This window comes from Bacteroidota bacterium (assembly GCA_016722375.1).
GTDB lineage: Bacteria > Bacteroidota > Bacteroidia > Chitinophagales > LD1 > Bog-950.
In genome coordinates this window covers 335893-362359 of the sequence record JADKJG010000003.1, presented here as the reverse complement: position 1 = coordinate 362359, position 26467 = coordinate 335893, and the positions used below count along the sequence as shown (strand labels likewise).

18 protein-coding genes and 2 pseudogenes are annotated in these 26467 nt (G+C 42.1%); 5 read left to right on the top strand and 15 right to left on the bottom strand.

Translation table 11 applies throughout. The features are described from left to right. Positions 1–34: 34 nt before the first annotated feature. The gene (locus tag IPP77_05315) at positions 35–787 is read right to left on the bottom strand and encodes a hypothetical protein (protein MBL0309101.1); all 753 of its coding nucleotides are present in this window, start codon (positions 785–787) and stop codon (positions 35–37) included. A 72-nt stretch (positions 788–859) separates the two neighbouring features. Between IPP77_05315 and IPP77_05310 the strand changes: the two genes are divergently transcribed. After that, complete coding sequence (locus IPP77_05310) at positions 860–1267, top strand: OsmC family protein (GenBank protein ID MBL0309100.1); 408 nt, start codon at positions 860–862, stop codon at positions 1265–1267. Between the two features lie 127 nt (positions 1268–1394). On the opposite strand, the gene IPP77_05305 is transcribed toward IPP77_05310, so the two are convergent. Beyond that, positions 1395–2705 carry a hypothetical protein gene (locus IPP77_05305; protein MBL0309099.1) on the bottom strand — a complete coding sequence of 437 codons (1311 nt, stop codon included), beginning with the start codon at positions 2703–2705 and terminating at the stop codon, positions 1395–1397. A 212-nt stretch (positions 2706–2917) separates the two neighbouring features. On the opposite strand from IPP77_05305, the pseudogene IPP77_05300 reads away from it, so the two are divergent. Next, positions 2918–3597: pseudogene (locus IPP77_05300) on the top strand (response regulator transcription factor). Between the two features lie 12 nt (positions 3598–3609). Here the strand turns inward: IPP77_05300 and IPP77_05295 are convergent. After that, on the bottom strand, positions 3610–4104 hold the full coding sequence (locus IPP77_05295) for a hypothetical protein (GenBank protein ID MBL0309098.1): 495 nt from the start codon (positions 4102–4104) through the stop codon (positions 3610–3612). Between the two features lie 102 nt (positions 4105–4206). On the opposite strand from IPP77_05295, the gene IPP77_05290 reads away from it, so the two are divergent. Further along, positions 4207–6312, top strand: a complete 2106-nt coding sequence (locus IPP77_05290; GenBank protein ID MBL0309097.1) for a hypothetical protein — start codon at positions 4207–4209, stop codon at positions 6310–6312. After that, positions 6313–8460 (top strand): hypothetical protein, encoded by a 2148-nt coding sequence (locus tag IPP77_05285; GenBank protein MBL0309096.1) that lies wholly within the window; start codon positions 6313–6315, stop codon positions 8458–8460. A 556-nt stretch (positions 8461–9016) separates the two neighbouring features. Here IPP77_05285 and IPP77_05280 read toward each other — a convergent pair. Continuing rightward, positions 9017–12079, bottom strand: coding sequence for an N-6 DNA methylase (locus tag IPP77_05280; GenBank protein MBL0309095.1), 3063 nt, complete (start codon positions 12077–12079; stop codon positions 9017–9019). 119 nt (positions 12080–12198) lie between these two features. Here IPP77_05280 and IPP77_05275 point away from each other — a divergent pair, with 119 nt between their 5' ends. Further along, entirely contained in the window at positions 12199–13161 is a 963-nt protein-coding gene (locus tag IPP77_05275) for a carboxypeptidase regulatory-like domain-containing protein (protein ID MBL0309094.1), read from the top strand. A gap of 72 nt (positions 13162–13233) precedes the next feature. On the opposite strand, the gene IPP77_05270 is transcribed toward IPP77_05275, so the two are convergent. The 11 genes and pseudogenes from IPP77_05270 to IPP77_05220 form a co-directional block, all read right to left on the bottom strand. Next, positions 13234–14274, bottom strand: coding sequence for a DUF255 domain-containing protein (locus IPP77_05270; GenBank protein ID MBL0309093.1), 1041 nt, complete (start codon positions 14272–14274; stop codon positions 13234–13236). A gap of 143 nt (positions 14275–14417) precedes the next feature. Beyond that, a pseudogene (locus tag IPP77_05265) lies at positions 14418–15562 on the bottom strand (Fic family protein). A gap of 292 nt (positions 15563–15854) precedes the next feature. After that, positions 15855–17279 (bottom strand): tRNA uridine-5-carboxymethylaminomethyl(34) synthesis GTPase MnmE, encoded by a 1425-nt coding sequence (gene mnmE, locus IPP77_05260; protein ID MBL0309092.1) that lies wholly within the window; start codon positions 17277–17279, stop codon positions 15855–15857. After that, positions 17279–18577 carry a hypothetical protein gene (locus IPP77_05255; GenBank protein ID MBL0309091.1) on the bottom strand — a complete coding sequence of 433 codons (1299 nt, stop codon included), beginning with the start codon at positions 18575–18577 and terminating at the stop codon, positions 17279–17281. The genes mnmE and IPP77_05255 overlap by 1 nt, the downstream gene beginning before the upstream one ends. Before the next feature lie 166 nt (positions 18578–18743). Further along, entirely contained in the window at positions 18744–20174 is a 1431-nt protein-coding gene (locus tag IPP77_05250; GenBank protein MBL0309090.1) for a T9SS type A sorting domain-containing protein, read from the bottom strand. 72 nt (positions 20175–20246) lie between these two features. Beyond that, positions 20247–20735 (bottom strand): hypothetical protein, encoded by a 489-nt coding sequence (locus IPP77_05245; protein MBL0309089.1) that lies wholly within the window; start codon positions 20733–20735, stop codon positions 20247–20249. A 139-nt stretch (positions 20736–20874) separates the two neighbouring features. Then, complete coding sequence (locus IPP77_05240; GenBank protein MBL0309088.1) at positions 20875–21213, bottom strand: hypothetical protein; 339 nt, start codon at positions 21211–21213, stop codon at positions 20875–20877. 95 nt (positions 21214–21308) lie between these two features. Next, positions 21309–21935 (bottom strand): undecaprenyl/decaprenyl-phosphate alpha-N-acetylglucosaminyl 1-phosphate transferase, encoded by a 627-nt coding sequence (locus IPP77_05235; protein ID MBL0309087.1) that lies wholly within the window; start codon positions 21933–21935, stop codon positions 21309–21311. A gap of 62 nt (positions 21936–21997) precedes the next feature. Next, positions 21998–24454: a polysaccharide biosynthesis tyrosine autokinase gene (locus IPP77_05230; protein ID MBL0309086.1), complete on the bottom strand. Its 2457-nt coding sequence runs from the start codon at positions 24452–24454 to the stop codon at positions 21998–22000. A 5-nt stretch (positions 24455–24459) separates the two neighbouring features. Further along, on the bottom strand, positions 24460–25140 hold the full coding sequence (locus tag IPP77_05225) for a polysaccharide biosynthesis/export family protein (GenBank protein ID MBL0309085.1): 681 nt from the start codon (positions 25138–25140) through the stop codon (positions 24460–24462). Positions 25141–25275: 135 nt separating this feature from the next. Then, complete coding sequence (locus IPP77_05220) at positions 25276–26463, bottom strand: glycosyltransferase (protein ID MBL0309084.1); 1188 nt, start codon at positions 26461–26463, stop codon at positions 25276–25278. Positions 26464–26467: the final 4 nt, after the last annotated feature.

Sequence of the window (26467 nt, the reverse complement as noted above, 5' to 3'; positions counted from 1 at the left end):
AAAACGAGTTCTGTTGCATTATTCTTACAATATATCACCAGCGTTTGCCGAATTGAAAAGACACGAAGAGCGCCACTTGATAAAAACGATTGGAGCTATTAATCATGATTGGGACACGCTTATAATAGAGGTCTAACATCATGCCAACTTCCAGCGCTTTGACAAATTCATCCTTTTTGCCCCAATCAAAGTCTAAGGCAATTTTGCCATGAACTCCGGGTACAGGTTGGATTTTATCTAAACCCTTGGTGGCGCTTCCGGCTCCGACAATTGAATCAAGACTTAGAAAGCGAGTTGCATTTTCATCTGTATATCTTTCGTCTGCAAAATAGGGGGGCACGTCCGTTGGTTGACGAAGAAGAAGATAATAAGGCTTCAGCAACCCGAGAGAGATGCCACCAAAGCCAACAAAACTTAGCCTCAACCCGTTTCGGTCGGCTTTGTCGGCTATGGTCTTTTTCATTCCAGCAGAGAAACGAAGAATATGAAAGCGGTTGCGTAATCCATAAACAAATTTTCTGCCTCCATTATCAGAACTCTTTCCTTTTTGTCTATAGTCTATATAATAGGAGTATTCAACTTGAATCAGCCGAGTACTTTTCAGGTCTTTAATCCAACCCCCTTCGCCAAAAACTGAAAACCCGTTGGTCTGAACCCTTACACCGCCAGATGCCTCTTTCTTGTATTGATAATCCTGCAAGTCCAAATTTTTCCGAATCAGTGATTGGGAAAACGCATCGGACAAGCCCATGAACGCCAAAAGAAAAAAGGGAAAAAACCACTTCATTACGAAGTCAATATTACAAACTATAAACGATATTGTTTTCGATTAAGTTTGTCGAACAAAAAATAAGAATTTATGACCTCTAAAATTATTTATGAAGGCAATCTGCGAACGACCTTAACACATCTATACTCAGGAGCCACTATTACCAATGACGCTCCTCTGGATAATCATGGACTGGCACAAGCATTCTCTCCTACCGACATGGTAGCCACCGCCTTGGGTAGTTGTATCATCACTACGATGGGAATTAAAACCAGGGATATGAATATAGATCTGACCGGGACTGAATTGACCGTAACCAAAGTAATGGGTAGCGAGCCGCGGCGAATTGCGGAAATTCACATCACGATTCAGTTTCCTGACAATCATTTCACGGATAAAGAAAAGACCATCATGGAGAACATTGCCCGTACCTGTCCGGTAGCAAAATCACTCCATCCGGATTTGAAACAAGAGCTGATTTTTGTTTGGAACAGATAGTTTTTCAATGAAGGGCTGACAATATATTAGAGACTGCAACGGCATCCTTTTGTTTTAAAAAGACCATATATCAAAACTAACTTGAGATCTATGGCTGCCAGTCAATCGGAATTAGGTTAGTTGCGCACTACCTCAACACAAACTTCAAATTGTCGGCTATCATGTTTGACCTTACCCGGAGGATAAATGCAAACATAAATAGAGGTAATAACGGAGCTTTATAACGCACCAAATTGCCAATCACCGGAGTGGCTATTCCTATAAGAACAAAATAAGCCAGAGCGCTAAAAAGTAAAAACAAAAACAGGTCTAAGTTTTTGCGCGCCCCCCAATCCGTTGAGGAGATGCATAGAATCAAAAAAAGCAACATCAGCATATTCTCCACGGCACTCGCCAACATCATTACATTTTTACTTTCCCAAACCCAGGGCCGGACTATGGTATTCCATAGTGCAACGGGAGCCGCTTTGATTAAACTTATAGGGCTTGAAGTCAATTCCGGAATTTCTATCCGACTTCCCGCATGATGATATTCCGCTTCTTTTATAGAATGTGCCTGTTTGTTCAACAGCATTTTTTGCAAGTTGACACCGGGAACAAGGTGCTGGATATTTAGTGCTGCTATTAAAAGCAAACCGGATATCCCTGCATATTTCAAAAAAACAAATCTCCCCGATTCATTCTTTTTGAAAAGAAAGAATGCCAGAGTTGAAGGAACCAGACAGGCCAAAACAAAAAATTTTGTGAAGAGAATTAGTACACTGCCCAATAACCAACCAATAACATGCCTAAATTTCCAAGCTTGGAATCGCAAATGGATGGCGCCGGAAACAAACAGACCCAATCCCAACATAAGCAAAGGCTCTTTCATAACTCCCGATGTCCAAAATAAAACAGAGGGGGTGAATAGTACAAACAAAGAAAGAATAGATGCCTTAGGCTCAACAAACTGAAAAATGGAGTCGGTAAGCAAAATCAGCCCTACCAGAGAAATGAAACACATGAACAGAATATGAACCGGATAAGTTTTAAACGAAAGAAACAGCAACCAGGCATTGAGCCGAATAATCGTTCGGTTTTCATTGATGGGTGCTTCATCAAAATTTCGATTCCAGTTTTTCAGTTGGCTTAATTTTCCTGCATCTTCCGGTTTCATTGATACCCCGGTCATTAGCCTCCAAAATGTTGCGGGGCTTTCTGTCTTGATGAAGTGAAGTTCTGCTGCATCATCATAAAATTTGTGGATGTCATTCTGTTGAACATCGGTATAATAAAAGGTGTATATCATCCAGATGAATATCCCGACAACAAACTTCAGGTTAAAAACTAAATGAGTAATCCAAGGCTTGAAAATGCTGAACTGGAATTTTCTATACTTATGTATCAGAAGATTGAATAGCAGCAGATAAAAAATGGTGAGAATAACTTTAACAATCATGGGAAGACAAAATGATTTTGCAAATAGCTCCTACGCCACAAAGAAAATGTATTTCTATGATGCATCGAGCATTGGCTGCTCTTTTTTCAACAAGGGATACTGTGAGGTGATTTGTATAGGTGCCTGTTATATTCTTAAACAACGGGTATTTTAATGCTGTGTTAACCTTACAGTAACACATATCTAATACCTTCGCATTAAAAGACAGACCAATGGAAATGACGGAAATCAGAGTGATGTTAGTGGATGATGAACCCGATGTGCTTGACTTGATGAAATATAATCTTGAAAAGGAGGGATTTGTGGTTTATACTGCTCGGGACGGAGTAGAAGGACTGCAATTGGCAAAAAAAGTTCTGCCTCATTTAATCATTCTGGATTTGATGATGCCTAAGAAAGACGGAATTGAAACTTGTAGGGAATTGAGGGACATACCAAAATTAAAAAATACACTGATTACATTTCTGACTGCGCGCGATGAGGATTATTCACAAATAGCAGGGTTTGAAGTAGGCGCAGATGATTATATCACCAAACCGATTAAGCCTCGTGTATTTATGAGCAGAATCAAGGCCTTGCTGCGACGTCTTGAAACCAATGAAACAGGTGGGAAAATCACAGTAGGCAATATTGAAATTGACCGGGACCGATATATGGTGGTGAAAGAAGGTAAAGACATTGTCCTCCCCCGAAAAGAATTTGAACTAATTTATCTACTAGCGTCTAAGCCGGGAAGGTATTCAAACGGGAAGAAATTCTGAACAAAGTGTGGGGCACCGACACGATAGTGGGTGATCGGACTATTGATGTACACATTCGCAAATTGCGCGAAAAGATCGGAGACGATTACTTTAAAACCATCAAGGGTATTGGATATAAATTTGACACCTGAACAGTCAATAATCTATTCTGCTTTGCTGATTTCGTTTTCTTGATAAAATTTTTTCTCCGCCCAATCGAAACGCGCCCAGTACTTATTTTCCATCATCGTCATCTTAGCGTACAGCGAGTCTAGGGTATGTTTTTGCACCTCAGAAAGCTCACCTTCAGGCAGGGTAAGCGCGTAGGGAAGGATGTCATCTTCTAAAGACTTTTTATAAAACGCAAGCATTTCATTGGCGTAGTATTGAAGCACCGTATCTTGTCTAAAACTTCCAGTGGCATTTATTTTATTCATGGTACGATTCACCAATCCGGCATAATTCCTTTCAGTAGAAATTATCCGTTGTTTTTCGTAACTTTGAACAGCATCGCCGAAATCTAGCGAACTGTCTATCACTGCTTGAACGGATAGAAGGATTTGCTCATGGTAAGTTTTTGCCTGTTTTGCTTTGCTATTGCAAGAGGGTTGCCAAATAGCAAACAGGCAAACAAAAAAAAGGACAGAAATTCGTTTCATGTGAAATACTTTACGGAGGTTAATAAGGCACAAAGCTACACAGAACACCATATTTACAGACCTTCATTGCGAAGAATCTCAAAAATAAGTAGAATTACAATTATGAAACGACTGAGCTCCTTGTTATTTTTTCTTGGTGCTTGTCTTTGGAGTCATTCCTGCTTGCTGTACGCAGGGTCTCTGGCAGACAGTACTGCCCATATATATAAGACAGCAGAGAGTTTAAATCCCGAACCGGCGAACGCTACTACCCAGAATTCAGGTTTGTTGCCAAATGTTTCGAGTGGTTTTCTCAATAAGCAAGAGGACACAATCGCTATAAAACCAACATCCCCCAATGCAAAGAATAGGGAAACCGTGGTGGGGCCGTTGTCAAAAAAACAGGCGGTTTCCTTCGTTCCTCTTTCTCCATCCCCGCTTGCTGTCTCTTTAGAGAAAAAAGCGACTATTCCCTTGCCGAGGTTTGAAATTGTTGAGCCTATGAGTATTGTTCTAGATCAGCAAACTAGAACCGTGCTTACCATGAAAAAAAATATTCTCAATACTATTCAGACCATTCCTTCTTTTATCAACGAAAACTATGCCGAAGAGGTATTGATGTATGCCGCCCAACGAGAGCCGGATGAATTGCTGAAAAAGATAGATGACTTCAAAGGGAAATACTATTGTAGAAAAATATTAGAGCGATGTGCCTACTATGCCCCGCTATCTATTCGTCGGTATATGTACACTCCGCGACACTCCGTAAGCGTTCTTTTGCAAAGCAGCCCCGATCCGGTGGTCAAAAAGATTCTGGAACTTCATCAAGAAATAGGCTATCAAAGCAAACCTCTGTTGCTGCTCAACAACCTGATGGACAACACGATAGATACGAAACAGGCGATGGCTATTTGCCAAGAGCCTAAAGTGCTATTCTCAGAAATCGTTCAGATTATTTCAAAGCCCGATTATATAGGCAAGTACAGTATTGATCATGTCATGGGCGATTTCAGCCTTCGCTTTATTCGCGAAATCAATGACAAGGTGGCCGGAGGCAATTTTCAACCCTTTGGCTGCATTGAAGAATTATCTTCTGCCGACTTGTATTTCCTGATGTTATATGGTCGCGACGAAATTTTCACCTCCACCTTCAACGGACTGTTCAACCGGTTCATGAAAAAATTGCCGGAACAAGATGGCGAAGATTTTCTTCAATCCGTTAACCAAAATCAATTCAGAGATTTTATTTCGATGTGCTCTAGTTTTGGAAGGATGGAAGAGTTTCTGGCCAAGTTTTCGCCCGAGGCAAAAGAAAAATTGCTTATCGCATACACCTCCAACTTAGAATCACAGAAGGACGACCTCACCTCCGTTGTTTTGGTGGTGGAAGCCATTACTAATATGACCGATTCTAAACTACTTGCCTTACTACAAACCAACATCAAAAAAGAATATGAGCGCGTGAAGGCCTCGGATGATCAAATTGGAATTTCTTTATACGGAGTGCTTTCCAGTATGATTTCCGGAAACGCACAGGTAGAAGAAGGATGGTATAAAAAAGTCTCCCGACAGTTTAAAATAACGCCCGTTAGTTCCTTGCGTTCCTCAGAACTGTTCGATACCACAGATGTATGTGTCGAGCAAATGTATTTTTACAACGATGCCGATGGCAAAGGTTCCTACATCAATTTCTTAAACACCTATAGAAGCGAATCGAATTGGGGTTTCGAGGACAAAGGCCCCTATGTCCGCATCTATTCTAAAAAAGGTTTGAAAGTGGAGATTTTTGCCAACAAGCCCGAACTCGAAGTGGAGGGCGTGACCGCTATCAACAACTACTTTAAGGAAAAATATCTTTTGCCGGTCGTGGTCGTTCATCGCGGACACAGCGTTTATACCGAATCCACCCTCGAAAAAATTCCTCCATCCTCCAAATTAATTTTTGTAGGTTCTTGTGGCGGCTTCTACAAAATATCCATCGCCCTCAAAAACGCTCCCGATGCCCACATCATCGCTACAAAACAAATCGGAACCAAAGCCTTGAACGATGCCATGCTCTATGCCCTGAATGAAAACATCCGGAAGGGCAACGACATCGAATGGAATGATTTTTGGGACAAGATGCGCAGCCGCTTTGGAAACAATCAATACTTTAGTGACTATATTCCACCCAACAAAAACCTCGAATCCATTTTTATCCGTGCCTATTATAAAATACTTGGAGTCTGAATGTTCCCATCTCATCGCAGGAGCCTGTATCCCTACACCGGAATAGTTTTTTCAGCCTCCTTCCTCTTTCTTCTGACTCTTTCTACTTCGATTTTTGCTTCTGCTGATTCCACCAGAAACAAAAATGCTATCAAGCCCGACTTTCGTATTGAGCGCGAACAGAGCCGCATAGATCTATACGACAGCGAACTAGATGGCCAAGTGGACTTAGGCGACTCCATCATCAATGCCTATGCCAACAAAACCTACTTCGGTCTCGTAGATTCCATCCAACAAATCATTGCCGACAGAAATATCAGCGCCGGCAAAATCAAAAACTACAACGACCAACTCTATGCACAACTTCTCAAAGTCAACTCCTACAGCGTTTACCAAATAAAACGTTTTGACCAGAGCTTTCGCTTTATGGAAGGCGCTTTACACGCCCTGAATCAAAACAAACTTTTCCCCTTTCTCATCAAAAACGTCACCCAATCCTTAAACCTACTTGCCTTTGTGAAAGAAGAAACCGGCGTAGACTCCTTTCTGATTTTCGCCTCCCGCAGCCGTCCCGACCTCGTCTTTAGCAACTACAACATCTACGCCAACAAAGACTACGCCTCCAGAGTCATTATCGGCAGTGCAAAAATGGCACCCGTCACCGTCAAACGATACTTCAACCCCGGCAACCCTATCTTTGAAACCCTGAGAAAAAGCGACGACACCGTCATCAAAGCCATCCTCGACATCAACGAAAAATTTGGCCGTCGCTCCAATGCCTTCACCCTACTCGACGACATAGTCAACGGCGCGAGCACCGCCGAAGAAGCCGACAAAACCGGCGCCGACCCCCGCGCCTATTTGCGCGCCATGCTCCGCATCCGCTCCAAAGAAAACCCCCTCGCCGTCCACTCCCTCGAAACCGAACTCGAAATCTACGCCCTCAAATTCGTGCGCGTGCTCAACGACCTCCACAACGAGCCCGATGCCAAACGATTCGCCTCCATCGAAGACTTCACCCCCGAAGAACTCTACACCCTCATGGTCTATAGCGAAGAAGAAATCTTCACCTCCACCTTCAACGCCCTCTTCAAAAGAATGATGACCAAAAGCGCCAACATGTCCGGCCACGAATTTCTCGAATCCCTCGGCTACAACAAATTCCGAACCTTCATCAAAATGTGCGCCAGCTTTGGCAAACTCGGCGAATTCCTCGACAGCATGAGCCCCCTCCACAAACAAATGCTCATGATCAAATTTGCCTCCGGCCTCGAAACCTACCCCGACCTCTCACAAGCCGTTCAAGTCGCCGACGCCTTCAGCAGCATCACCGACAGCCTCGTCCTCCGAATCCTCAAAGCCACCATCCGCTTCGAATACCTCAAACTCAACGCTAAAAACAACCAACGGGGCCTCATCATCTACGGCCTCCTCTCCAACCTCTTCGTCAACCACCAGCCACAGGGCGACAACTGGTTCGCCTCCATCTCCTCCCAATACGCCCTCCCTCCCTTCGACCGAATCGCCAGCGAAAAACTCTTTGGCCGCGACACCATCAGCCGATGGATCATCTACTTCTACGACGACGAAGACGGCGACGCCTCCTTCGCCACCTTCCTCAGATCCTTTGCCGACAACAAATACACCATCGCCGACTCCGGCGCCTACATCCTCCTCCAATCCCGCACTGGCCTACCCGTCCACATCTATGCCAACAAACCCAAACACGAATACGACGGACAAGAAGCCATCGAAAAACTCTTCGACCAAAACAAATTCGAGCCCAACGTCATGGTCCATCGCGGACACAGCTACTACGCCTACAAAACCATCGAAAAAATCAAAGAATCCACCCAAGTCTTCGTCCTCGGCTCCTGCGGCGGCTACAACTCCATCTCCTCCATCATCGAGCGCTCGCCCGATGCCAACATCATCTCCTCCAAACAAATCGGCACCATGTTCGTCAACAACCCCATGATCCGTCTCCTCGCAGACCACATCTCCTCCAGCCACGACCTCCAATGGCTAACCCTCTGGACCCAACTCGAAGCCAAAGTCAAAACCACACCCCTCGCCTACGAAGGCTTCCTCGACTACATCCCCCCACACAAAAACCTCGGCGCCATCTTCATCAAGACCTACAACAAAATGATGGAGCAAGTCAACTAAAAAATTCCAAAGCTGACCGCCCATCGGCCAACCCTTAACCACTAGCGGCTAATCATTATCTACTAGATATCTTTTGGTGTGTACCCGACCGCGCCCTACATCGCCCCAACTTCCCTTCCTTTCAAAACGGCTCCAACAGAAACGAAATACTGGTCGGGAAAAGTGGATTATAGGTCTATCAAAATCAATTATGGATAGACTAAAATCAATTATAGGTGGAACAAAATGAAATTCCTATCAAGGGAAACCGAATTCCTACGGATTAAAATGAAATTCCTATCGGCAGAAATCAAATTCCTATCGGCAGAAATCAAATTCCTATCGGCAGAAACTGAATTCCTATGGAAGAAAATGAAATTCCTATCAAGGGAAATGAAATTGGGGGAGATAGAAATCAAATTCCTATCGAAGAAAATTGAATATGGATACTCATATCCTCAATTTTGGTGTTAAACCGCTTGATTTTGAGCCTTTCTAAGCATTTCTGAAAATAAAAGTGCCATTGAGGCCTGTTCCCTCGAAAACTACAAAAGTCTTGAAGACTTTTGTAGTCTATTTAGCTATTCAACACCACCTGCTTTTCCTCCTCCGTCAATCCATACAACTCAAACACCGCATCGTCTATCTGCTTGTCGAGGGCTTCGCACTGGCGGCTGTAAAACTCCTTGTCTTTATCCGTTTTGGCTTCGCTACTGTTCTTCTTCGCCGAGAGCATTTGCTCTACCAGTCGGACGATGTGGTCGTGGCGGGTTTTCGTAATTTCATTTTCTATGTCAATTATTCTAATGGGAAGGTTTTTTAAATCACTAACAAGAATTTTTGGAAATAACCCCTTTTTTGCTTTTGGATTTCTCTTATGATGATACCAGGTTAAAAGTTTGGAGTTAATTATCCCCAATATGAATAATGAATTCACCTTGTCATCTTCAATTTTAATTGGAATTACATCTCTACTATGATATAACTCCCTATCATAGTAAACTGCTACTATTCTTCTTTCCTTTCCACCTGTAATTTCTTGAACTAAAATTCGCTTACCGATAAAATTATTTGGATCCCTAGGAGCTGATAACCAAGGGCCATATTTAACCCATCTTTTTTCAGTAATTGCAATTCCGTAACGAATTAAGTCTCTACCAACTATTTCCGGTTTCCAATCTTCACCTTTCTTTGTTTCAGAATGGTAAGGTTTTGTTTTAACTGTTTCTAAGGTGTGTGGTTTTCCATTTGGCGCCTTACCTGACCCTACTTCATAAGGATTATAACCTGAACAAGGCCGACTGATTGTTTTTAATGGTTGTGAAACAGATAAAATCTTTTCTAACAAGTCTTGATCTATATTATTTTCAAAAATGCCTATGTAGTAATCGGAATCAATAAACTTCTTCTGTTCAATTAGATTTTCTATTTGTGGCAATTCATTAAGATCTTGTGTATCGTATATTTTAATTACCGTCTTACCTGAAGCGCGTCTTTGGATGGTTGATATAAGTGTGTTGACCTGAGCGTTTTTAAAAACCATATCGGGCAACCAAATAATTTCTTTTATGAAATAATTATTCAGAATGAATTTTCTTAAAGATTTTGCACTAGGGATAGTAAGCCATGTTACAGGAGCAATAAATCCATGCAGCCCCTCTGGCCTTACTAATTTCAATGATCTTTCGTAGAACAGAAAGTAATTCTCAAAGCTACCAAGTGAAGATTCAAAGTGATTTTTAAGATATGGCTTAATTGCATCTGTATGAATTTGATGAAAACCATAGGGTGGATTTCCAACCACTGCATCAAAGCCGCCTCTCTCGTTTGCATTATAAATTACAACAGGTTCGTCAACATTTTGTGTTTCATCAATTCCCAAATCATGCTTTGTAATTAGTGCCTTCGTTATTGATTTAGATTTGAAAATATGCGGGAATTCCACCTCATAATCAAAAGGGTTCAGCTTTTTCAGTTCAGCATCTTCAAACAGTTTCCCGTGGAGAATATCGGAGCCAATCAGGCTGTTGCCACATTTGATATTGTTAGATAAGTCAGGTAAGATTTTGTCGGCACCAAAGAGGCGGCCTTTCTTTTGCAGGTGTTTGGCTACGGTTACTACGTTTTCGTTTTCCAACATCTTGAGGTAGAGCGAAAGTTGAGTGACCTCAACGGCTTGTGCATCAATATCCACCCCATAGATATTGTTTCGCAGGATATTTTGTTTTATCTCGATGCTGAGTTGCCAAACTCCGTCTTCATCTTTTCGGCATCCGTCTTTTTGTGCCGCTACAATGTTTTCTGCTTGGTTATAATAAACGGTGTGATAGTCGAGCAGGTGTTCATAAACCGAAATCAAAAAACTGCCCGAGCCACAGGCAATGTCGGCAAAACGGAGCTTGGAAATTTCTTTTGGTGAAAGCCCCAGCCCAGCCCTCCCCGAAGGGGAGGGAGAACTGCCAATGATTTTACCTACGGTGTTATCTACTATATATTCAACAATGTATTTGGGGGTGTAGTAAACGCCACCCGCTTTGCGCACCTCGGGTTTCTCTTCAATCTTTACGCGCTTGTCGGTGGCATGAACCACCTTACCCAAAAAGCGTTCATAGATGCTGCCCAGAATGTGGATGGGGATGTAGCGAAAGTTGTAGTCGGTGTTGCGGTGGCAGATGCCTTGGCAGATGTCGCGAAACATTTTTTCGTCGGGCCCATCAAAACTTTTTTCATCAATGAAATGTTTTTTGAAAACCACGCCATTGTATTCGGTGTTGAGGCGCAAGCAAGTGGAAATGAAATCGGCCCAGGAGCTTCCTTTCTCTCCAAACTTATCTACTAAATAATCATCGAGAATTTCTTTGTCTTCCAAAAAGCGGATGAACACCAGCCGGTCAATGATTCGCTGTGTGGCTTCGGTCAGTTCTTCGCTTTCCAGTTCTTCGTTGTTCTTCTTCAGTGCTTTGGCCAGTTCTTCACGAAGGTCATCTATGTAAGCCAAGAAGTCTTCATCTACCGGGCGGTAAGCGCCTTTGAACAAACCGGTTTGTACGGCTTTGCCTTTGGGTTTGCGCAGTTGGCCGATGTAGGTTTCGAGGTTGCCTTGCTCTAAAGCCTCGCGGCTGAAGGTGTAGTAGATTTCGGCAAACTTCTTTTCATCCAGATAATCGGTGAAGACATACTCTTTATGGTCGCCAATAAAAGCCGAACCATTACCCGCCTTTGCTTTGCTGCGGCAATCGAGAATGTGCAACTGTTGAAAGTCGGTAAGAATAGAAACAGGCAGCCCGGCGTTCCAGGCATATTTAATAGTTTGCAGATAGTGGAGTTCATTTTTAATATCCACCGAAGGTTTTTTTGCCTCTACAAAAAACACAGGGTTTTTAAAATCGGGTGCTTTGAAAAAAGAATAGTCCACTCTTCCTTCTTTTTCGGTTTTCTCGCCTTTCACTTCCTGCCGAAAGGGGTCGCGTTGATGCTTGTGGCTTACGTCCCAACCGAGGGCTTCAAAGAAGGGATTGATAAAATCTTCGCGCACTTCATGCTCTTTATAATCGGGGCGCAAGAAGCGGTTGCTGTGTAGCTGAAAATTTTCTGCTAAGACTTTGACTTTTGTATAGGCTTCTTCAAAGGTGGTTTGCATGAAGGCAAAGTAAAAAGTTTTTCTGACCCTTCCCCTCCTCAAAAACTATCAAATGATATTTGTACAGTAATTAGCTTTTGTTTTCCTTCGTTCTATTATTAACCTAAAAAATTATACTTATGGGCGTATTCCACATTCCACAGGCAGAGTACAATTGTACCCAAGCCGAATTTTACGAAATCTGTACTATTTTATTAGCCAACTACCGCGCCAATCAAGCGGCACTTCAAGCCTTCAAGGGCAAATACACCCCTACTTGGGGCGATGACTTTGAGGCCGCGATAACGGCAGCCCAAGCCTTGCCTTCCGACGAAGAGCGCGGCGAATTGTCCGAGACTCTTCGCCTCGAAATGATTCCTCTAAACAAAACTTGCTGCAACAACTGGCAGGATTTGAAGCGCTATATTGCCGAAGCTTTTTCTAAAGACATTCAAAAACCAAAACTGGAAGCGGCGGGTTCGCTTTATTATGAAAAGGCAGCAGACTTTAACTGGGAGCAGGCCAAAGCCATGCACCTCGATGCCATGCAGTTTATGACAGACCATTCCGCAGAATTGGATATGGGCGGACTGAACATGCCGGCTGGTTTTCCGGGTCAATATTTGACCGATTATAACGCATGGAATGATAAGTATGATCTCTTTATGCCTGCCCGCCAAACCAAAGTCGCCACGATGAATAAAGTAACGGCGAACAATGCGGTTTATAAAGACTATGCGATGGTGCTTTGCTCGGATGGGCAAGCCAAGTTTCGCAACTCGGCTGCCGAGGCTCAGTTTTTTGTTTGGGAAACCATCAGAGAAATGGTGTCGCCTCCGAGCAGCGCCAGTTTGAAGGTCACCGTATCGTTTGATGAATTGGATGCTCCGGCGGTGGGCGCCGAGGTCGCTATCAAAAAGAAGGGCACTAATGCGCTAAGCACCGCTACGGTTGGTGTGGACGGTTCTGTCACTTTCGGAAGCATAGACCCCGCAGTCTATCTCTGGTCGGTTTCTTTGGCAGGCCGCCAAACCCAATCGGGCGAAAAGGATGTGAACAAAGGAACGGGCGCAAGGCTGACGGTCAGGTTGCCTTTAGTATAAACAAGAAGATAGGATCAAGGTAGCTCGAAGGATAAATCCTTCGGGCTTTTTTTTATTTTGATAATAAGGCTATTAGTTTTTTCGGCCTGCCACAAACTCATTCCAAGTATGATGGCGGAAAAAATCATCACCATAGTAGGTGGCGATTTGAAGCAAGCTGCGCGGCGGCAAAAAGAAAGGAATCACATCCAGCACATTCAATTTTTCATCCAGCAAAATAATGGAAGGCAGCGTAAGCGAATTGCGCCCGAGCGCAGTCGCCAGTTGATGAAAAGGAGCCTGCGCCGATTGTGTATTGACAAATTCCTGTTTTCGGAAATAAAGTTTTTCGGTGGTCTGTGGATTGAATTGAACCAGATTAAATTTCTTGTTCAAATAGGCCGCCACCAAAGAATCGCTGAAACTGGCGCGCTGCATCACGCGGCAGGTATTGCACCAGTCGGTAGCAATCAACACCAGCGTTTTTTTATCTAAGGAGTCTTTCATCGTCGGAGTAAAAAAAGCAGCGGGCTTTAGCCAGTCCACGTCTTTCATCCGCGCCTCTATCTGTTCGTCCTCAAATGCCGCTTCATACTCTTTGCGGAAATCATCAAAGTTGGAATTGCGAAAAGCGTTTTCCAGCGTAAAAATCAACATAGGCTGAATTTTCTTTTCATCGAGATATCCTTGTGCCAACATGCTGAGCGAAAATTCGTTTTTCTGTTTATCGAAACCATGAAGAAACAGCGTGGTGGGATACATTAATTTCCCTTGCAAAAGTTTCAAGGCCAGCGGATGCGTTGTTCGGGTTTCGTTGGAAGTAGGCATGTATTTTTGACCGAGATATTCCACCGTGTCTTTTCCTTCTGCATCAAATTTTACGGGATAAAAATTGGTATTGATGTATCCCGCCAAGTCTGGGTTTGCATAAGTGGTCCGCATCATCTGCTTGCACCAGCCGCACCAGTGGGTATAGAAGTCTATCAAGATAGGGCGGGGCTGTGCTTCATTCTTCTGCATCGCCTCTGTAATGCTCATCCATTTCACGAGGCTTCCCTCCGCATCGGGAGATTGGCCAAAGCATATTGGAGAAAGAAAAAGAATAAAGAATAAAGAAATCAGAACTTGTTTCATCGCAACAAAGGTAATAGGTTGTTGAATTTATTTTCCGATACAAAAAGTAATTAACAATGACAGACGTAGGACAGACAGGGATTCGGAATCTTATTTTTTAAGGTACAAATGGGGTATAACTAAACCCGATTTGCGGCTTTTGGCTAACCAGCAGGCTGCTCAAATATTTCATAGTATTCTTTGAATACAAATAACCTGTTGCGCTTATATCCTGTAGTCTCTGTTAAAATACCGAGGCGGATAAAATCATCAATCAATTTGTATGCCGATACTTTAGAAAGTTGGGTAGCGGCCACAACCTCCTCTGCATACATTATTGGTTTGCTATACAGCGCATCCAGCAACATTTTGGCCTTTACTGTCTTTTTGCCTAAACTATATATCCGCTTCTCTTCACATTCGGTTTTTAGCTTCAATATCTTCTTTAGTCCTTCAATGGCCTGTTTAGCGGTTTCAATTATGCCGACCAAAAAGAACTTCAGCCAACGCAATAAATCGTTATGGGTACGAACGCGCATTAAATTGTCATAATAAAGTTGTTTGTTTTTTTCGAAGAAGGCTGAAAGGTAAAGCACTGGTTTGTCTAATATTCCGGTTTCTACAAAATACATTGTTATCAGTAGTCGCCCTATGCGCCCGTTGCCATCCAAAAATGGGTGTATCGTTTCAAACTGATAGTGTGCTAATGCGATACGCATAACATGGGTAAGTCCATTATCATAACGGTGTATAAAGTTCTCTAAGTCACCCATAAGTGGCTCTACTTCCTGAAATACTGGAGGTATAAAAACAGCATCGTGCAGTGTAGCCCCACCTATCCAGTTTTGACTGCTGCGAAAGTTGCCGGGGAGCTTGTGTTCCCCTCTTACTCCCGTAAGCAATGTGTTATGCGCATCACGTAATAATCGAGAACTTAGTGGCAACCGTGCGAGCGCCTCTACGGTTTTATTCATAGCAGTTATATAGTTGTTCACCTCTCGCCAATCGTCACGCTTTTCAGGCTGCACGTCCTGTTCGCGTAGCATAGCTTCCTCCATATTTGTCTGTGTTCATCTATGCGGCTACTTAGGTTCGCTTCTTTTACTACGTGCATCCGTATGAAATGGTCAATGTTTGGCACTAAGTGGGCAAAGGCATTTAACTCACCTAACCTAATACTTGCTTGTTCCTGTAAAGAGGTCAATTCCCTATCTGTCCATTCATAGGTAGTATCCATCTTGTTTGGCTGAAAAGCATCATAACCGTTGGTTTTCCTCAAGTTTCCAGACTTAAATTCACTGATATTCATTGAGTAGATGATTTAACAAGTTTAGTTAACTACAAATAACCATAGTTAACCCAATCGGCGTAAAGTTAATTATATTAATTTGTAGTTAAGGTAGCCATACCTACTTTAAACAGGTTTCAATATTACTCTGCACCAGCCATTCTTTGACTATCAATTCTACTGCCTCTTTGGTCTAAACAACCAAATGAAAGTGCGGATTATAAGTGCGTCGCTGGGGTTTAAAAATTACATTCAATAGACCTAATACCTTCTATCTTTATCCCTTCTTTACCTCATTCATGCCTTTTCTTGATTACTTTCCAATACAAAATTTAGAAAAGATATTTCCGAGTATTTCATCGTTCGTCACCTCGCCGGTGATTTCACCTAGGTATTGAAGTGCTTGCTTCACTTCCAGTGCAATCAGGTCCGTGCTGATCTGTTTTTCAATTCCGGCTTTCACTTCGTCCAGTGCATCCTTGGCGCGCACCAGCGCTTGATGATGCCTCAGATTTGTAATCACGGTGGATTGTGCGGCGAGCGAGGAATTTTTCATCACCAACCGGTAGAGTTTTTCTTTCAGCAGCGAGAGATTAAAATGTGTTTGAGAAGAAATATAAAGTAGTCCCGGAAAGGCGAGGGCAGCCTCTGGAGAACAGACATTTGTTTTGTAAATATCCAGAACTCTATAGAAAGGAGCGGTGTTTTGCCAATGGGCTTTGTCAATTTTGTTTCCAATAATCATTCCCTTGAAACCAAGAAGACCCAGATGGTGCAAGTCCTGCAACAACTCTTTGGGCTTCGTTGTGTTCACATCAAAGAGATAGAGATAGACGGAAGATTGCTTCAGCTTTTCCATCGTTCTTTCCACGCCTATCTTCTCTACTACATCAGTCGTGTTTCTGATTCCTGCGGTATCCATAAACCGGAACCGGATGCCTTCGATGTTGATGACCTCCTCAATCGTATCGCGTGTAGTACCTGGAATTTCAGAAACGATGGCTCTTTCTTCATTGAGCAGTAGGTTAAGTAAAGTTGATTTTCCGGCATTCGGCCTGCCGACAATCACGGTGTTGATTCCCTGCTTAATGACATTACCCAATTGGAAAGATTCTATCAGCGGTTTCAGTTGTGCCTGAAGGGCATCTGTCAGTGCCACTAATTTTTTCCGGTCGGCGAACTCTACGTCCTCCTCACCAAAATCCAATTCTAATTCGAGGAGCGAAGCAAAGTGTACCAGTTCCTGGCGCAGCGTTTTTATTTCGGATGAAACTCCACCGCGCATCTGCTTCAAGGCCAGTTCCTGCGCCGCCGAAGATTCGGAGGCAATCAAATCAGCCACCGCCTCTGCCTGCGACAAATCTATCCGACCATTCATAAAAGCGCGCAAGGTAAATTCGCCAGGCTTAGCTGCACGTGCACCCTGCTGAATTAGCAAACGCAGAATTTGTTCAGCCACAAATGGAGAGCCGTGACACGAAATCTCGACTACATCTTCTGTCGTAAAACTTTTGGGTGCGCGAAACAGGCTGACCATCACTTCATCCACTTCTTTATCGCCGTCCATGATATGGCCGTAGTGAATGGTATGCGAAGGCTGTTTGGATAAATCCTTCCCTTTAAAAACTTTGTTGGTAATACTGATAGCTCCGGGACCGGATAAACGAATCACGGCAATCGCTCCAGCACCTTGAGGAGTAGCTAATGCTGCAATAGTATCACCTATAAACCCATCCATTACGCACTAAACTTTTGATGCAATAATTCGGCAAATAGCTGGGCTTGTTTTTTTCGCGAGAAGGTTTTATATCTATCATTGGATGTAGCGGCAGCCGATTCTCCATCTAAGAATGCCCGATATTCGCTACGAAGTACTTTAAGCACATCGTTTGAACTGTTTGCCGCAAAACCGCCTCCGGTTTCGCGTAATAGTTGTTCCAATATACCTTGATCATTCTCCACTAAAAGTATTTTGCGTTGTGCCGCGAGGTAATCAAATATCTTAGCATTTAGCCATTCCACTCCAAGTTTGGAAAGCAATAACAACAAATGAGATTCGCGTAGTTTCTTCACCATATCCGCATAAGGAACCTTAGAGTGTATCGAAATATAATCTCGCAGATATGGCTTGTATTCATTCATTCTTCTGATGGCGTCTGCCCACAATTCAAGTCCATAGAAACGAACCTCCAGTTGGTCTTTTGTTATTTTCTCTTGACGAATAAAATCATCCAATCCATCAAGAAACATTTCTACATTTTGGTGGGGATATATGATTCCGGTGTAGGTGATGATGAACTTATTTTTGATTGGAACGATATCTTCTACGTTCTTAAAATGTTCCTCATCAAAGCCATTATATACAACGTGCATCTCCTTCTCCGGATGAATTTCCAAGAACTTTTTTACATAAGACGGTGCGGCTGTCGTAATAAACGCGGCATTAGAAACATACTTCTCTTCTAATTTTTTGTAGAACCAGTTTTGTATTTTTTGCAGTGTGTTTCGCTGATACTGACCCTGATTGCTCGTCCACGGATCCCGGTAATCGCTGATCCAAGGAATTTTGTATTTCGAGGAGAGCAAATAACCATACTTGAACAATATAAATGGTTCACCGGTGGCAATAATTAAATCTGGAGGGTTTGCTTTGATATGCAGCTCAGCCTGTTTGTAAATATTTCGTTTAGGATCAAATGCTAAAGACAGAAATTGGAGAAATGAATAAATGAGCGTTAGAAATCTCCTTACAAACGCAAATCGCTCAAACCCGAACTTTACCAAAAAACGATCTCGTAAATTTGGAGCAAAGGGAACTCGGATTATTAAGTTGCCTTTTCCATCGGTTTCCCGTAATACTTCCTGCGAAGTTGGTTGCACATAATCTATGGGCACATGACAATTTTCACTCCAGTGCCTTGTGATGACCGTGACGGAGATGTTTGAATCTGGCAAGTACTTATACCAACCATAGGGGCGTTGTCCGCTGATGGAGATGAGTGGAGGGAAATCGTAGGCCAGAATCAATACGTTCACGCACCGAAAGTAATTTTTGCCTTGAGAAAATTCAGTAGTTCAACATATATCCTTCGATTTTATAGAAGAGATATTGAAGCCTTGAACCAGAACATAGGTTTTCCGGGAATGGAGAGAAATCATTTTGATAATTAACGAAATGTTTGCTTAAATCTAGTCTGTTGTATTAATTCTTGATTACTGTCTTGGTGAAACGAGTTCCTCCGGCATTAAATAGAAGAAGGAAAGTTCCTGCGGGCAGATCACTAATATTGAATGTCTGATGACAGATTCCGGTACCGGTTTGTTCATCCACTAGGCGGCGAAGCAATTTCCCATCCATAGTTATAAGGTCAACTTGAAGGGAAATGTCATGCTGTGTTTCTAATTCAATATCTATCACATCCGAAGCTGGATTTGGAAACACCGTGCATGAGATAGTATTGGTGGAAGCCGTAATCTGTACGCCAATAATGATTACTTCTATTTTCCACTCAACCAAATAAATATGTGACTGTGCATGAAGTTCTGTCCGAACCAATGAAGTCGTATCTATCACAGTTGCCACAACCGAATAGCTACCCGGTGCCAGAGTATCCTGACTGATTTGAAAAAAGTCCACATTAGTGGCTACTGTGTTTCCATTGAAGGACCAGTTTCGTTTCAAGGTGTTGGGAATCGGGGTGATAAAACTATCTAGGCGAAGGGTGATGATTGTGTCAGAAAAAGAATGAGTAGTTGTGTCTGGCGAAAAGCTGAGAATAGAGTTCGTGAGAGAATGTACTCGCTCAATAATGGCCTCAGAGCAAACGCTGCAAAAAGGCTTGCTTAAGACTTCCATCCGGCAGGTATTGTTAGTAGGCTTAACCCAATTGGTATCTTGACTAAAGCGGAAGAGACCGATACCGTTGGTGCCAATCCAGTTTTTCCATTTGCTGAGCGCCGGGTTCTTTTCCTGACTCATGTTAGGACGTTCAAAAAGATATTGGGAACCTACCCAATATTCATCCATCAGACCGGCGAAGGAATGCCCTGATTCATGCAATGCAATTTCATAATTAGCAGAATAGGTGGTGGAAATAATATAAGGGTAACCGGTGCCTCCCAAATGAGAAGAGCCACCGGAACCGCCATAATATGGGGAGTTGGCCAGAACAATGGCCAAGTCATACGTTGGAAAATGAGTGGCCAGCACGGAATCTATTTTCGGTACGCTGTCGGGCACTACCAGTCGGTGAATGCCATAGCCGTCGAAAGTGGTTCCAAAATAATTTTTAGGATTGGTAATAGGAACCTGCGGACTGGCAGAACCGCAGTCAGAAGCGGTGTGTGGATGTTTTACACCTGATTCTTCGGAAACAACCTCTACAGCAAAAGCGTTGAAATAGTTTTTGTATTGGGCATAAGGTGAACGGGCCATGAAATATTTAAAAACACTATCTGCCTGCGAACGAAATGCAGCTTGTTGACCGGCGGTATATCCATCACCCAAGAAGACCACATTGATGAAGCGGGAAGTGTCTCCCATATATTGAATGGTGTCAATCTTGAAAGATTGTGCAGTGGCACAGATGCTCCAAAGCAATAAGCCGACAATAAGAAATAGGTAGCGTTTCATTCGGCTATAAAGGTAGGAGAAATAGATTTATAAAACACCGTCAATTAGAAATTCCGAAAATCTACAAATATTTTACACCACCTTATTAGCGCAGCAACTGGCAGCAGGTGCATCGGGTTTGGCCTTGAAAGTAAACCCCATGGAAAGTATATATCCCATTGCTTCACTCAATGCTGCGTTAGAGCCAAAGCGGGGATTAGTATTGATGTCGGCATGAACTTCTAATTCTGTTCCATACTTATCAAAGAGCGGACAGAGGTTATAAGCTATATCAATGGATCGCGACACCTCTATAAGCAGCCTCTCTTTCAGGCTCATTTTATTTTTCGTTTTGTCGTTATTGATAAACATAAATCCACCACGCCCTTTTCGTAGCAGCACAATAACCGTGGCAAATTCGGTTTCTAGTCCGCGAACTTGTGAGTCGGTACCAATACAAACCTTAATATTATAACCCACGGCCCGCTCGCGTAGCAAAGCGACTTCTACCGCCTCTGCTATAGGCTGTTCAATCTTGAGCCCGTCTAATCTTCTCCATTTTGATGTAAGAATCGGCTCCATAGGTTTTTTGTTTGGATAAAATAAACCTAATTTTTCAAGATAATTGGATAGCTGGTTGGAATAATTTTCAACAAGGAGCTATATGATTGCCTAAGCCGATAACTATTTTATCTGGTAAAACCAGTTAGACTATGGTTAGTTAAGTTGTCGTTGCAGCCACTTTACTTTTCTGGTGGCGCCGGGCACCAACGATGTATAGAACTTGAAAGGTGATAAATATAATTGTAAAGTAGGCAAATGCTGCAAAGGTCGTTATCCAATCCCACTCGACCACCTCTAATACTAGAAGCAAAGCAAGAGGTAAGGAAGATAACGAAACCAAAATAACAATTATGGCTACCCAGCGGTCAGAGAGTCCGAGATACCCTAAGTGATGTGTGATATGGTCTTTACCCCCTACAAAAGGCGATTGTTTACGCAACAGGCGACGATAAGTAACTGTAATGGTGTCTATTAAAGGGATAATAAAAAAGAGCATGGGAACTACAAACTGTTTCAGTTGAATAAATTCAGGAGAGGCTTCATTTCGGAAATCCCAAAAGAAAAGAATACTGGTAGAGGCAAGGAATACACCTAAAAACTGGCTGCCGGTATCCCCATATATATTCGCGATGGATGCCAGTTGAAATATAGAAAGCCAGTGAGGGCACCCATCACGCCAATAAGCATCACTAAATAGAACATACTTATCGGATTTCCGATTACCGACAATATAATAATTAATCCGGCAATAATACTCATGGAGACTGTCGTAGTAATGCCGTCCATATTGTCTAGCATGTTAATTGAATTCATAAGGCCAATCACCCAAACAATCGTAATAATAAAGTTGAAAGCTGAGTTATCCGACACATGTATGTATACGTCTGAAATAATCAAAATGCAAGCGCAGGAAAGTTGTAAAATGAATTTTGCAAGTGGGTTGGTGTTATAAGCATCATCTGCGAGCCCGAGCAAAAAACCAAGTGAAGTAGCCGCTATTATTCCGATCAAGTGTCTATCCAGCAGATAATTGCTCTGTCGTGGTAGAGTGCCTATCACTGAAATCGAAATCAGAAACACGATGAAAAATGAAATGCCGCCAATGGCTGGCTTGATATTGGAGGACCATCTAATCTGCGAAACTTCTCCTCGACTATTTCGTATCCCCAGCGTAAATGAGAATTTCAAAAAAAGCCAGTTAATCAAAAATGAAAACATGACACTAATTAGAAAGAATAAGCCTAAAAATATTATAAAGTAATTGTCACTCCCCATATGTGCTACTTGACCTTTTCCATCAACTTCACTAGCCAGCCTTTTGATTTTGGCTTTGCCTCAGTGGTATAGTATCCTTCGCCATGCTTCCGTCCATAATACCCGTAGCCATACCCATATCCGTACCCGTACCCGTACCCATAGCCATAGTTATACCCGTAAGCGTATCCATATCCGGAAGCACCTCTTCCAAAGTCATTTAAAACGACAGATAAATTTTTTATTTTACTTTCAGTAACTATACGTGCAACGCCGTTCACAAAGTTACGGTTTGAATAGGCGGCACGGAAAACATAAATCGGATAATCAGCCATCTTCAAAATTTCTAAAGCATCTGTCACCAAACCAATAGGAGGGGTATCAATCACGATATAGTCGTACTTATTTTTAAGATAGGCTATCAGTTCCGGAAGTTTGGGCAATAGAATAAGCTCAGAGGGATTGGGCGGCACCGGACCTGAAACTATCAAATCAAGATTTGGCACGCCGGTTTCTAGAATACACTCATCAATACCTGACTGGCCACTCAAAATAGTACTGACACCACGATGAGTGTCTACATCAAATATTTTATCGAGCCTTGGTTTACGCATGTCAAAGTCCATAATAATCACCTTCCTATTCAGCATACTAAGGATTGCTGCAATATTCAGAGACACAAAGGTCTTGCCCTCGCCAGGAATAGTAGAGGTAGTGGACACAATTTTAGGACCTGGCTCAGATGAAATAAATTGAAGACCTGAACGAATCGCCCTAAATGCCTCTGTGATGGTGGATTTCGGGTCCTTAGTAACTACAATCTGTGACCGTTCTAAATCCTCTTTATGCCTAGGAATAACACCAAGTAAAGGTACGTTTATCTTTTTGTCAACGTCATCAATAGATATAATGGTATTGTGAAGTAAATAACGAATAATAATCAGTGCAATCCCAATCAATAATCCAATAGCCACTCCGGCAATTTTCACAAAGGTCTCTTTAGGCGAAACAGGGGTTTTATTAAGGGTTGCTTTTTCCAGAACCACAAAATCTGATACCACCGCCGCGCTGGCAATCAGATAGGCTGCTCTTTTTTCATACAGATCTAAAATAAACTGACTCTTTTTAGCCAACATTTTATTGAGGCGATCATATTTACTCATCTGATCCGGAGTAGTAAACAGTTCATCAATGTACTTTTGATGGGCTTCTGTTAATTCAATTTGATTTTGACGAACGCTCTCAATAGTATTATCCACTTTCCTGAGTAGCTTAATTTTTTCCTCTTCAATGGACCTGTCCTTAAGACGAACGACTGGGTGCTCTTCAGTCACCTCAATTAACAAATTATTACGGTCTTCCCTTAGTTTATTAATCCATGAAATGTTTGCAGCAAAACTAATGTTACTATTACGAAAATCGAAGTTAGGAAGGGTAGAATAGTCTCGCTCCTTTTGTATCGTTTTTTTGAATTCTATAAGTAGTTCCAGATCATATTGCGTATTGCTATAGGCCTGGTCAAAATCAATCGCTTTTTCCAGTAAATGGTTGATGTACCAATTGCCCTTTTCAATATAACGCTCGCTGATTCGTAGAGCAGTAATCGAATCTCGGAGCACGGTAAAGTCTCTTTCAAAGGTATCTATCTGATTATTCAGAAAGAATAAAACATTATTAAAACTTTCTCGCTTGGTTTCTATGTCATATTGGCGCAGTTCTTCGCACAAGGTAGTTACTATATCACGCGCCCTCTCGGGGTTACGGTCCCGATAGCTTAGTAGAATATTTTTAGTTGTGGGATCAATTGGAGAAACCGCCAATTTATTGGCAATGTCAGAATAAACCTCATTTCGGGTTAAAAATTTAAAGTAGTACAAACCACTTATATCCTCTGGTGAAAGCCCATTTGCAAAGGAAACCGAGATGCTAAAAAATGGAGAGTTTAGTGTTCTACCCGTATCACTAGGATATTCATAATCTTTTCCTGCCACAGAAAAAGAGATGTAATATTTTCGTGTACTAAGAATTTTCAAATAAATAGGTACGCTCAAAATATTTTCATCCTTAGCTCCACCCCTAATTTTAAAAGTAGAAGAAGTATAAAGTTCTGAATAGATAAACTTGGTTTTGCCTTCTTTATAGTATCCGATGCTTAGAGGAAGAGAATCCGCTACCCGATCCAGCATCATTCTAGAAGTCAGAATTTGCATTTGCCGATTAATCTCTTCTTCATTACCACTTCCGACCAAACTCCTCATTCCAAGCATTCTGCTCGATTGAGATACTTTAGGCATCATCCTAGCGGTTGATTCAAATATTCTAGGTGTGTACCGCAGATAGAGGAGCGATAGCACAACACAAGTAACCATGATAAGGATTACCCATACGATACTGATGTTAACGATGTATATCATTAACCCCAGGTTAAAATCGTCAACCGGATTTACAAATCCGCTTTTATCCTCTTTTTCTGAATTGTCCAATTTGGTTAAAATTTACCCCCCCAGGCTTTAATCAATGCAATCAAAGAAAAAACAGTACTAGAGGTTGCAAATATAGGGCTAAGTTGAGCTGTTAAAGCCCCCACAACATTTCGTTTGGGCTCCATGTAAATAATATCGTTCGATTGCACAATTAAATCGGCTTTGCGCATTCCTTCCAGAGTTGATAAGTCCACTACGTGTATCTGCGGGTTCTTCAGATCTCCTCGGATAATCTTTATCTTATACGCTTTAAAATTTCCTGCCACCCCACCTGCTTTAGCGATTACTTCAAGCAAATTGGTAGGAGATTGGTTTAAAGGAATAATAGAACCACTAGAACCTCTGAACAAAAACACTCTTCGGTTACTAACGGTAACCACTACATAGGGGTTAACAAATAAATTAGATAACTTTTCTGCTAGAATTCTTTCAAGTTCAGTCTCCGTATAGCCTTTAACATAGAACTCCCCAAGAACGGGTAATTTTGTAAACCCTTCTCTGTCCACTAAATATCCTCTAACCATTCGTGCCCCGTAAGCGACAGTACCTTCGTCCAAAACGTCAATCAGTTTAAAGCCGTCTCTAGAAAATATCTTAATATCAAATTGATCTCCCGGCTGAATAACATATTCTTTAATTTCCTTCTTTCCTAAATCAAAAAATTGATAATCCTTTTGTTGAAACATTAGGTTGGGATATAAAACCCTACATGATGGAAGAAAAAAGAAAAGAAAGAAAAAGAAAAGCCAATAAAGTATGCGCCTCATTTGATAATATATATTGCAAACGTATGAAAAAAAGCTTCGCCGCTATTATGATAATTAGACGCTATTTAATAAAAAATGGTAAAGATATCGCATATCGGTGCAAAGACGTTTATAGCTGAACTCCTCACGCACAAAAGCATTTCCGTTTTTCGCCAATTCATTGCGACGCTCACTGTTTTCAATCAATTGAAATAAATTATTGGCAAATGCCCTCACATCACCTATGGGTGATAATAAGGCGGTTTCATTTTGTATAACGATATTTTCAATCCCTCCCACTTTAGTTGAAACGATGGCCCGTCCTGAAGCCTGAGCCTCTATCAAACTTACCGGGGTTCCTTCGTTATTAGAAGTAAGTGCAATTATATCTAATCCGGCATTAGAAACATCAATGTTTTTAATCCAACTGGTGAAGGTGAGAATATTAGGTTCCCGCGGATCATTATTGCTAAATTTCAATCCAAGATTAATCGCTTTCTCTTCAATACTTTTTCTTGATTCCCCATCGCCGATAATGAATGCCCTGATTTTTTTGCTGGTTCGGAGGCTAACATCTTTTAAGGCCTTGAGAAAGAGATCATGGTTTTTAACAGGAACCAGTCGGCCTATAATGCCAATAGCAACTTCATCGTCAGCAATATTGTATTCCACCCGGAACTGGCGCCTCTTTTCTTCCTGATTTTCTTCAAATTTTCGCAAATCAAAACCAAGGGGTACGATTTCGAATTTTTCCGAAGGAGCCACCTTATAATTATCGCATAATTCCTGTTTCTGAGTCTCACTTAAAACAATAATCTTGGTGGTTCTCTTTGCCAGGTATCGCTCAATTTCTAAAAACATCCGGGTCTTGACCGGATTGAAATAGGAATGAAACACATGCCCGTGAAAAGTATGAATAATTACGGGCACTCCACTGTGAGAAGCAGCTAGCCTACCCACTGCTCCGGCCTTGGCCGCATGGGTATGAACGATGTCCGGCTTAAATTCTTCAATCAGTTTGCGGAGCTTATAATAGGATTTATAATCGCGGAAAGGATGTAGTTCTCGATACATATCGGGAACATATACCGGATGCAAGTCCAGATTCTTGACAATAAACTCTGAACTTTCCTCGGCATCATCCTTCATGCCAGAAACCAGCAGCGTCTCGAATTCGGGTTCCAGATATTTACTAAGATAAGCCGCGTTATACGTCGGGCCACCCAGATTAAGTCGGTTTATGATTCTTAGTACACGCGGCATGTAT

What these genes read in the sequence shown, in the direction of transcription:
- IPP77_05315 (MBL0309101.1), bottom strand. Translation starts at nt 787, where the DNA reads ATGAAGTGGTTTTTTCCCTTTTTTCTTTTGGCGTTCATGGGCTTGTCC.
- IPP77_05310 (MBL0309100.1), top strand. Translation starts at nt 860, where the DNA reads ATGACCTCTAAAATTATTTATGAAGGCAATCTGCGAACGACCTTAACA.
- IPP77_05305 (MBL0309099.1), bottom strand. Translation starts at nt 2,705, where the DNA reads ATGATTGTTAAAGTTATTCTCACCATTTTTTATCTGCTGCTATTCAAT.
- IPP77_05295 (MBL0309098.1), bottom strand. Translation starts at nt 4,104, where the DNA reads ATGAAACGAATTTCTGTCCTTTTTTTTGTTTGCCTGTTTGCTATTTGG.
- IPP77_05290 (MBL0309097.1), top strand. Translation starts at nt 4,207, where the DNA reads ATGAAACGACTGAGCTCCTTGTTATTTTTTCTTGGTGCTTGTCTTTGG.
- IPP77_05285 (MBL0309096.1), top strand. Translation starts at nt 6,313, where the DNA reads ATGTTCCCATCTCATCGCAGGAGCCTGTATCCCTACACCGGAATAGTT.
- IPP77_05280 (MBL0309095.1), bottom strand. Translation starts at nt 12,079, where the DNA reads ATGCAAACCACCTTTGAAGAAGCCTATACAAAAGTCAAAGTCTTAGCA.
- IPP77_05275 (MBL0309094.1), top strand. Translation starts at nt 12,199, where the DNA reads ATGGGCGTATTCCACATTCCACAGGCAGAGTACAATTGTACCCAAGCC.
- IPP77_05270 (MBL0309093.1), bottom strand. Translation starts at nt 14,274, where the DNA reads ATGAAACAAGTTCTGATTTCTTTATTCTTTATTCTTTTTCTTTCTCCA.
- mnmE (MBL0309092.1), bottom strand. Translation starts at nt 17,279, where the DNA reads ATGGATGGGTTTATAGGTGATACTATTGCAGCATTAGCTACTCCTCAA.
- IPP77_05250 (MBL0309090.1), bottom strand. Translation starts at nt 20,174, where the DNA reads ATGAAACGCTACCTATTTCTTATTGTCGGCTTATTGCTTTGGAGCATC.
- IPP77_05245 (MBL0309089.1), bottom strand. Translation starts at nt 20,735, where the DNA reads ATGGAGCCGATTCTTACATCAAAATGGAGAAGATTAGACGGGCTCAAG.
- IPP77_05240 (MBL0309088.1), bottom strand. Translation starts at nt 21,213, where the DNA reads ATGCTCTTTTTTATTATCCCTTTAATAGACACCATTACAGTTACTTAT.
- IPP77_05235 (MBL0309087.1), bottom strand. Translation starts at nt 21,935, where the DNA reads ATGTTTTCATTTTTGATTAACTGGCTTTTTTTGAAATTCTCATTTACG.
- IPP77_05225 (MBL0309085.1), bottom strand. Translation starts at nt 25,140, where the DNA reads ATGTTTCAACAAAAGGATTATCAATTTTTTGATTTAGGAAAGAAGGAA.
- IPP77_05220 (MBL0309084.1), bottom strand. Translation starts at nt 26,463, where the DNA reads ATGCCGCGTGTACTAAGAATCATAAACCGACTTAATCTGGGTGGCCCG.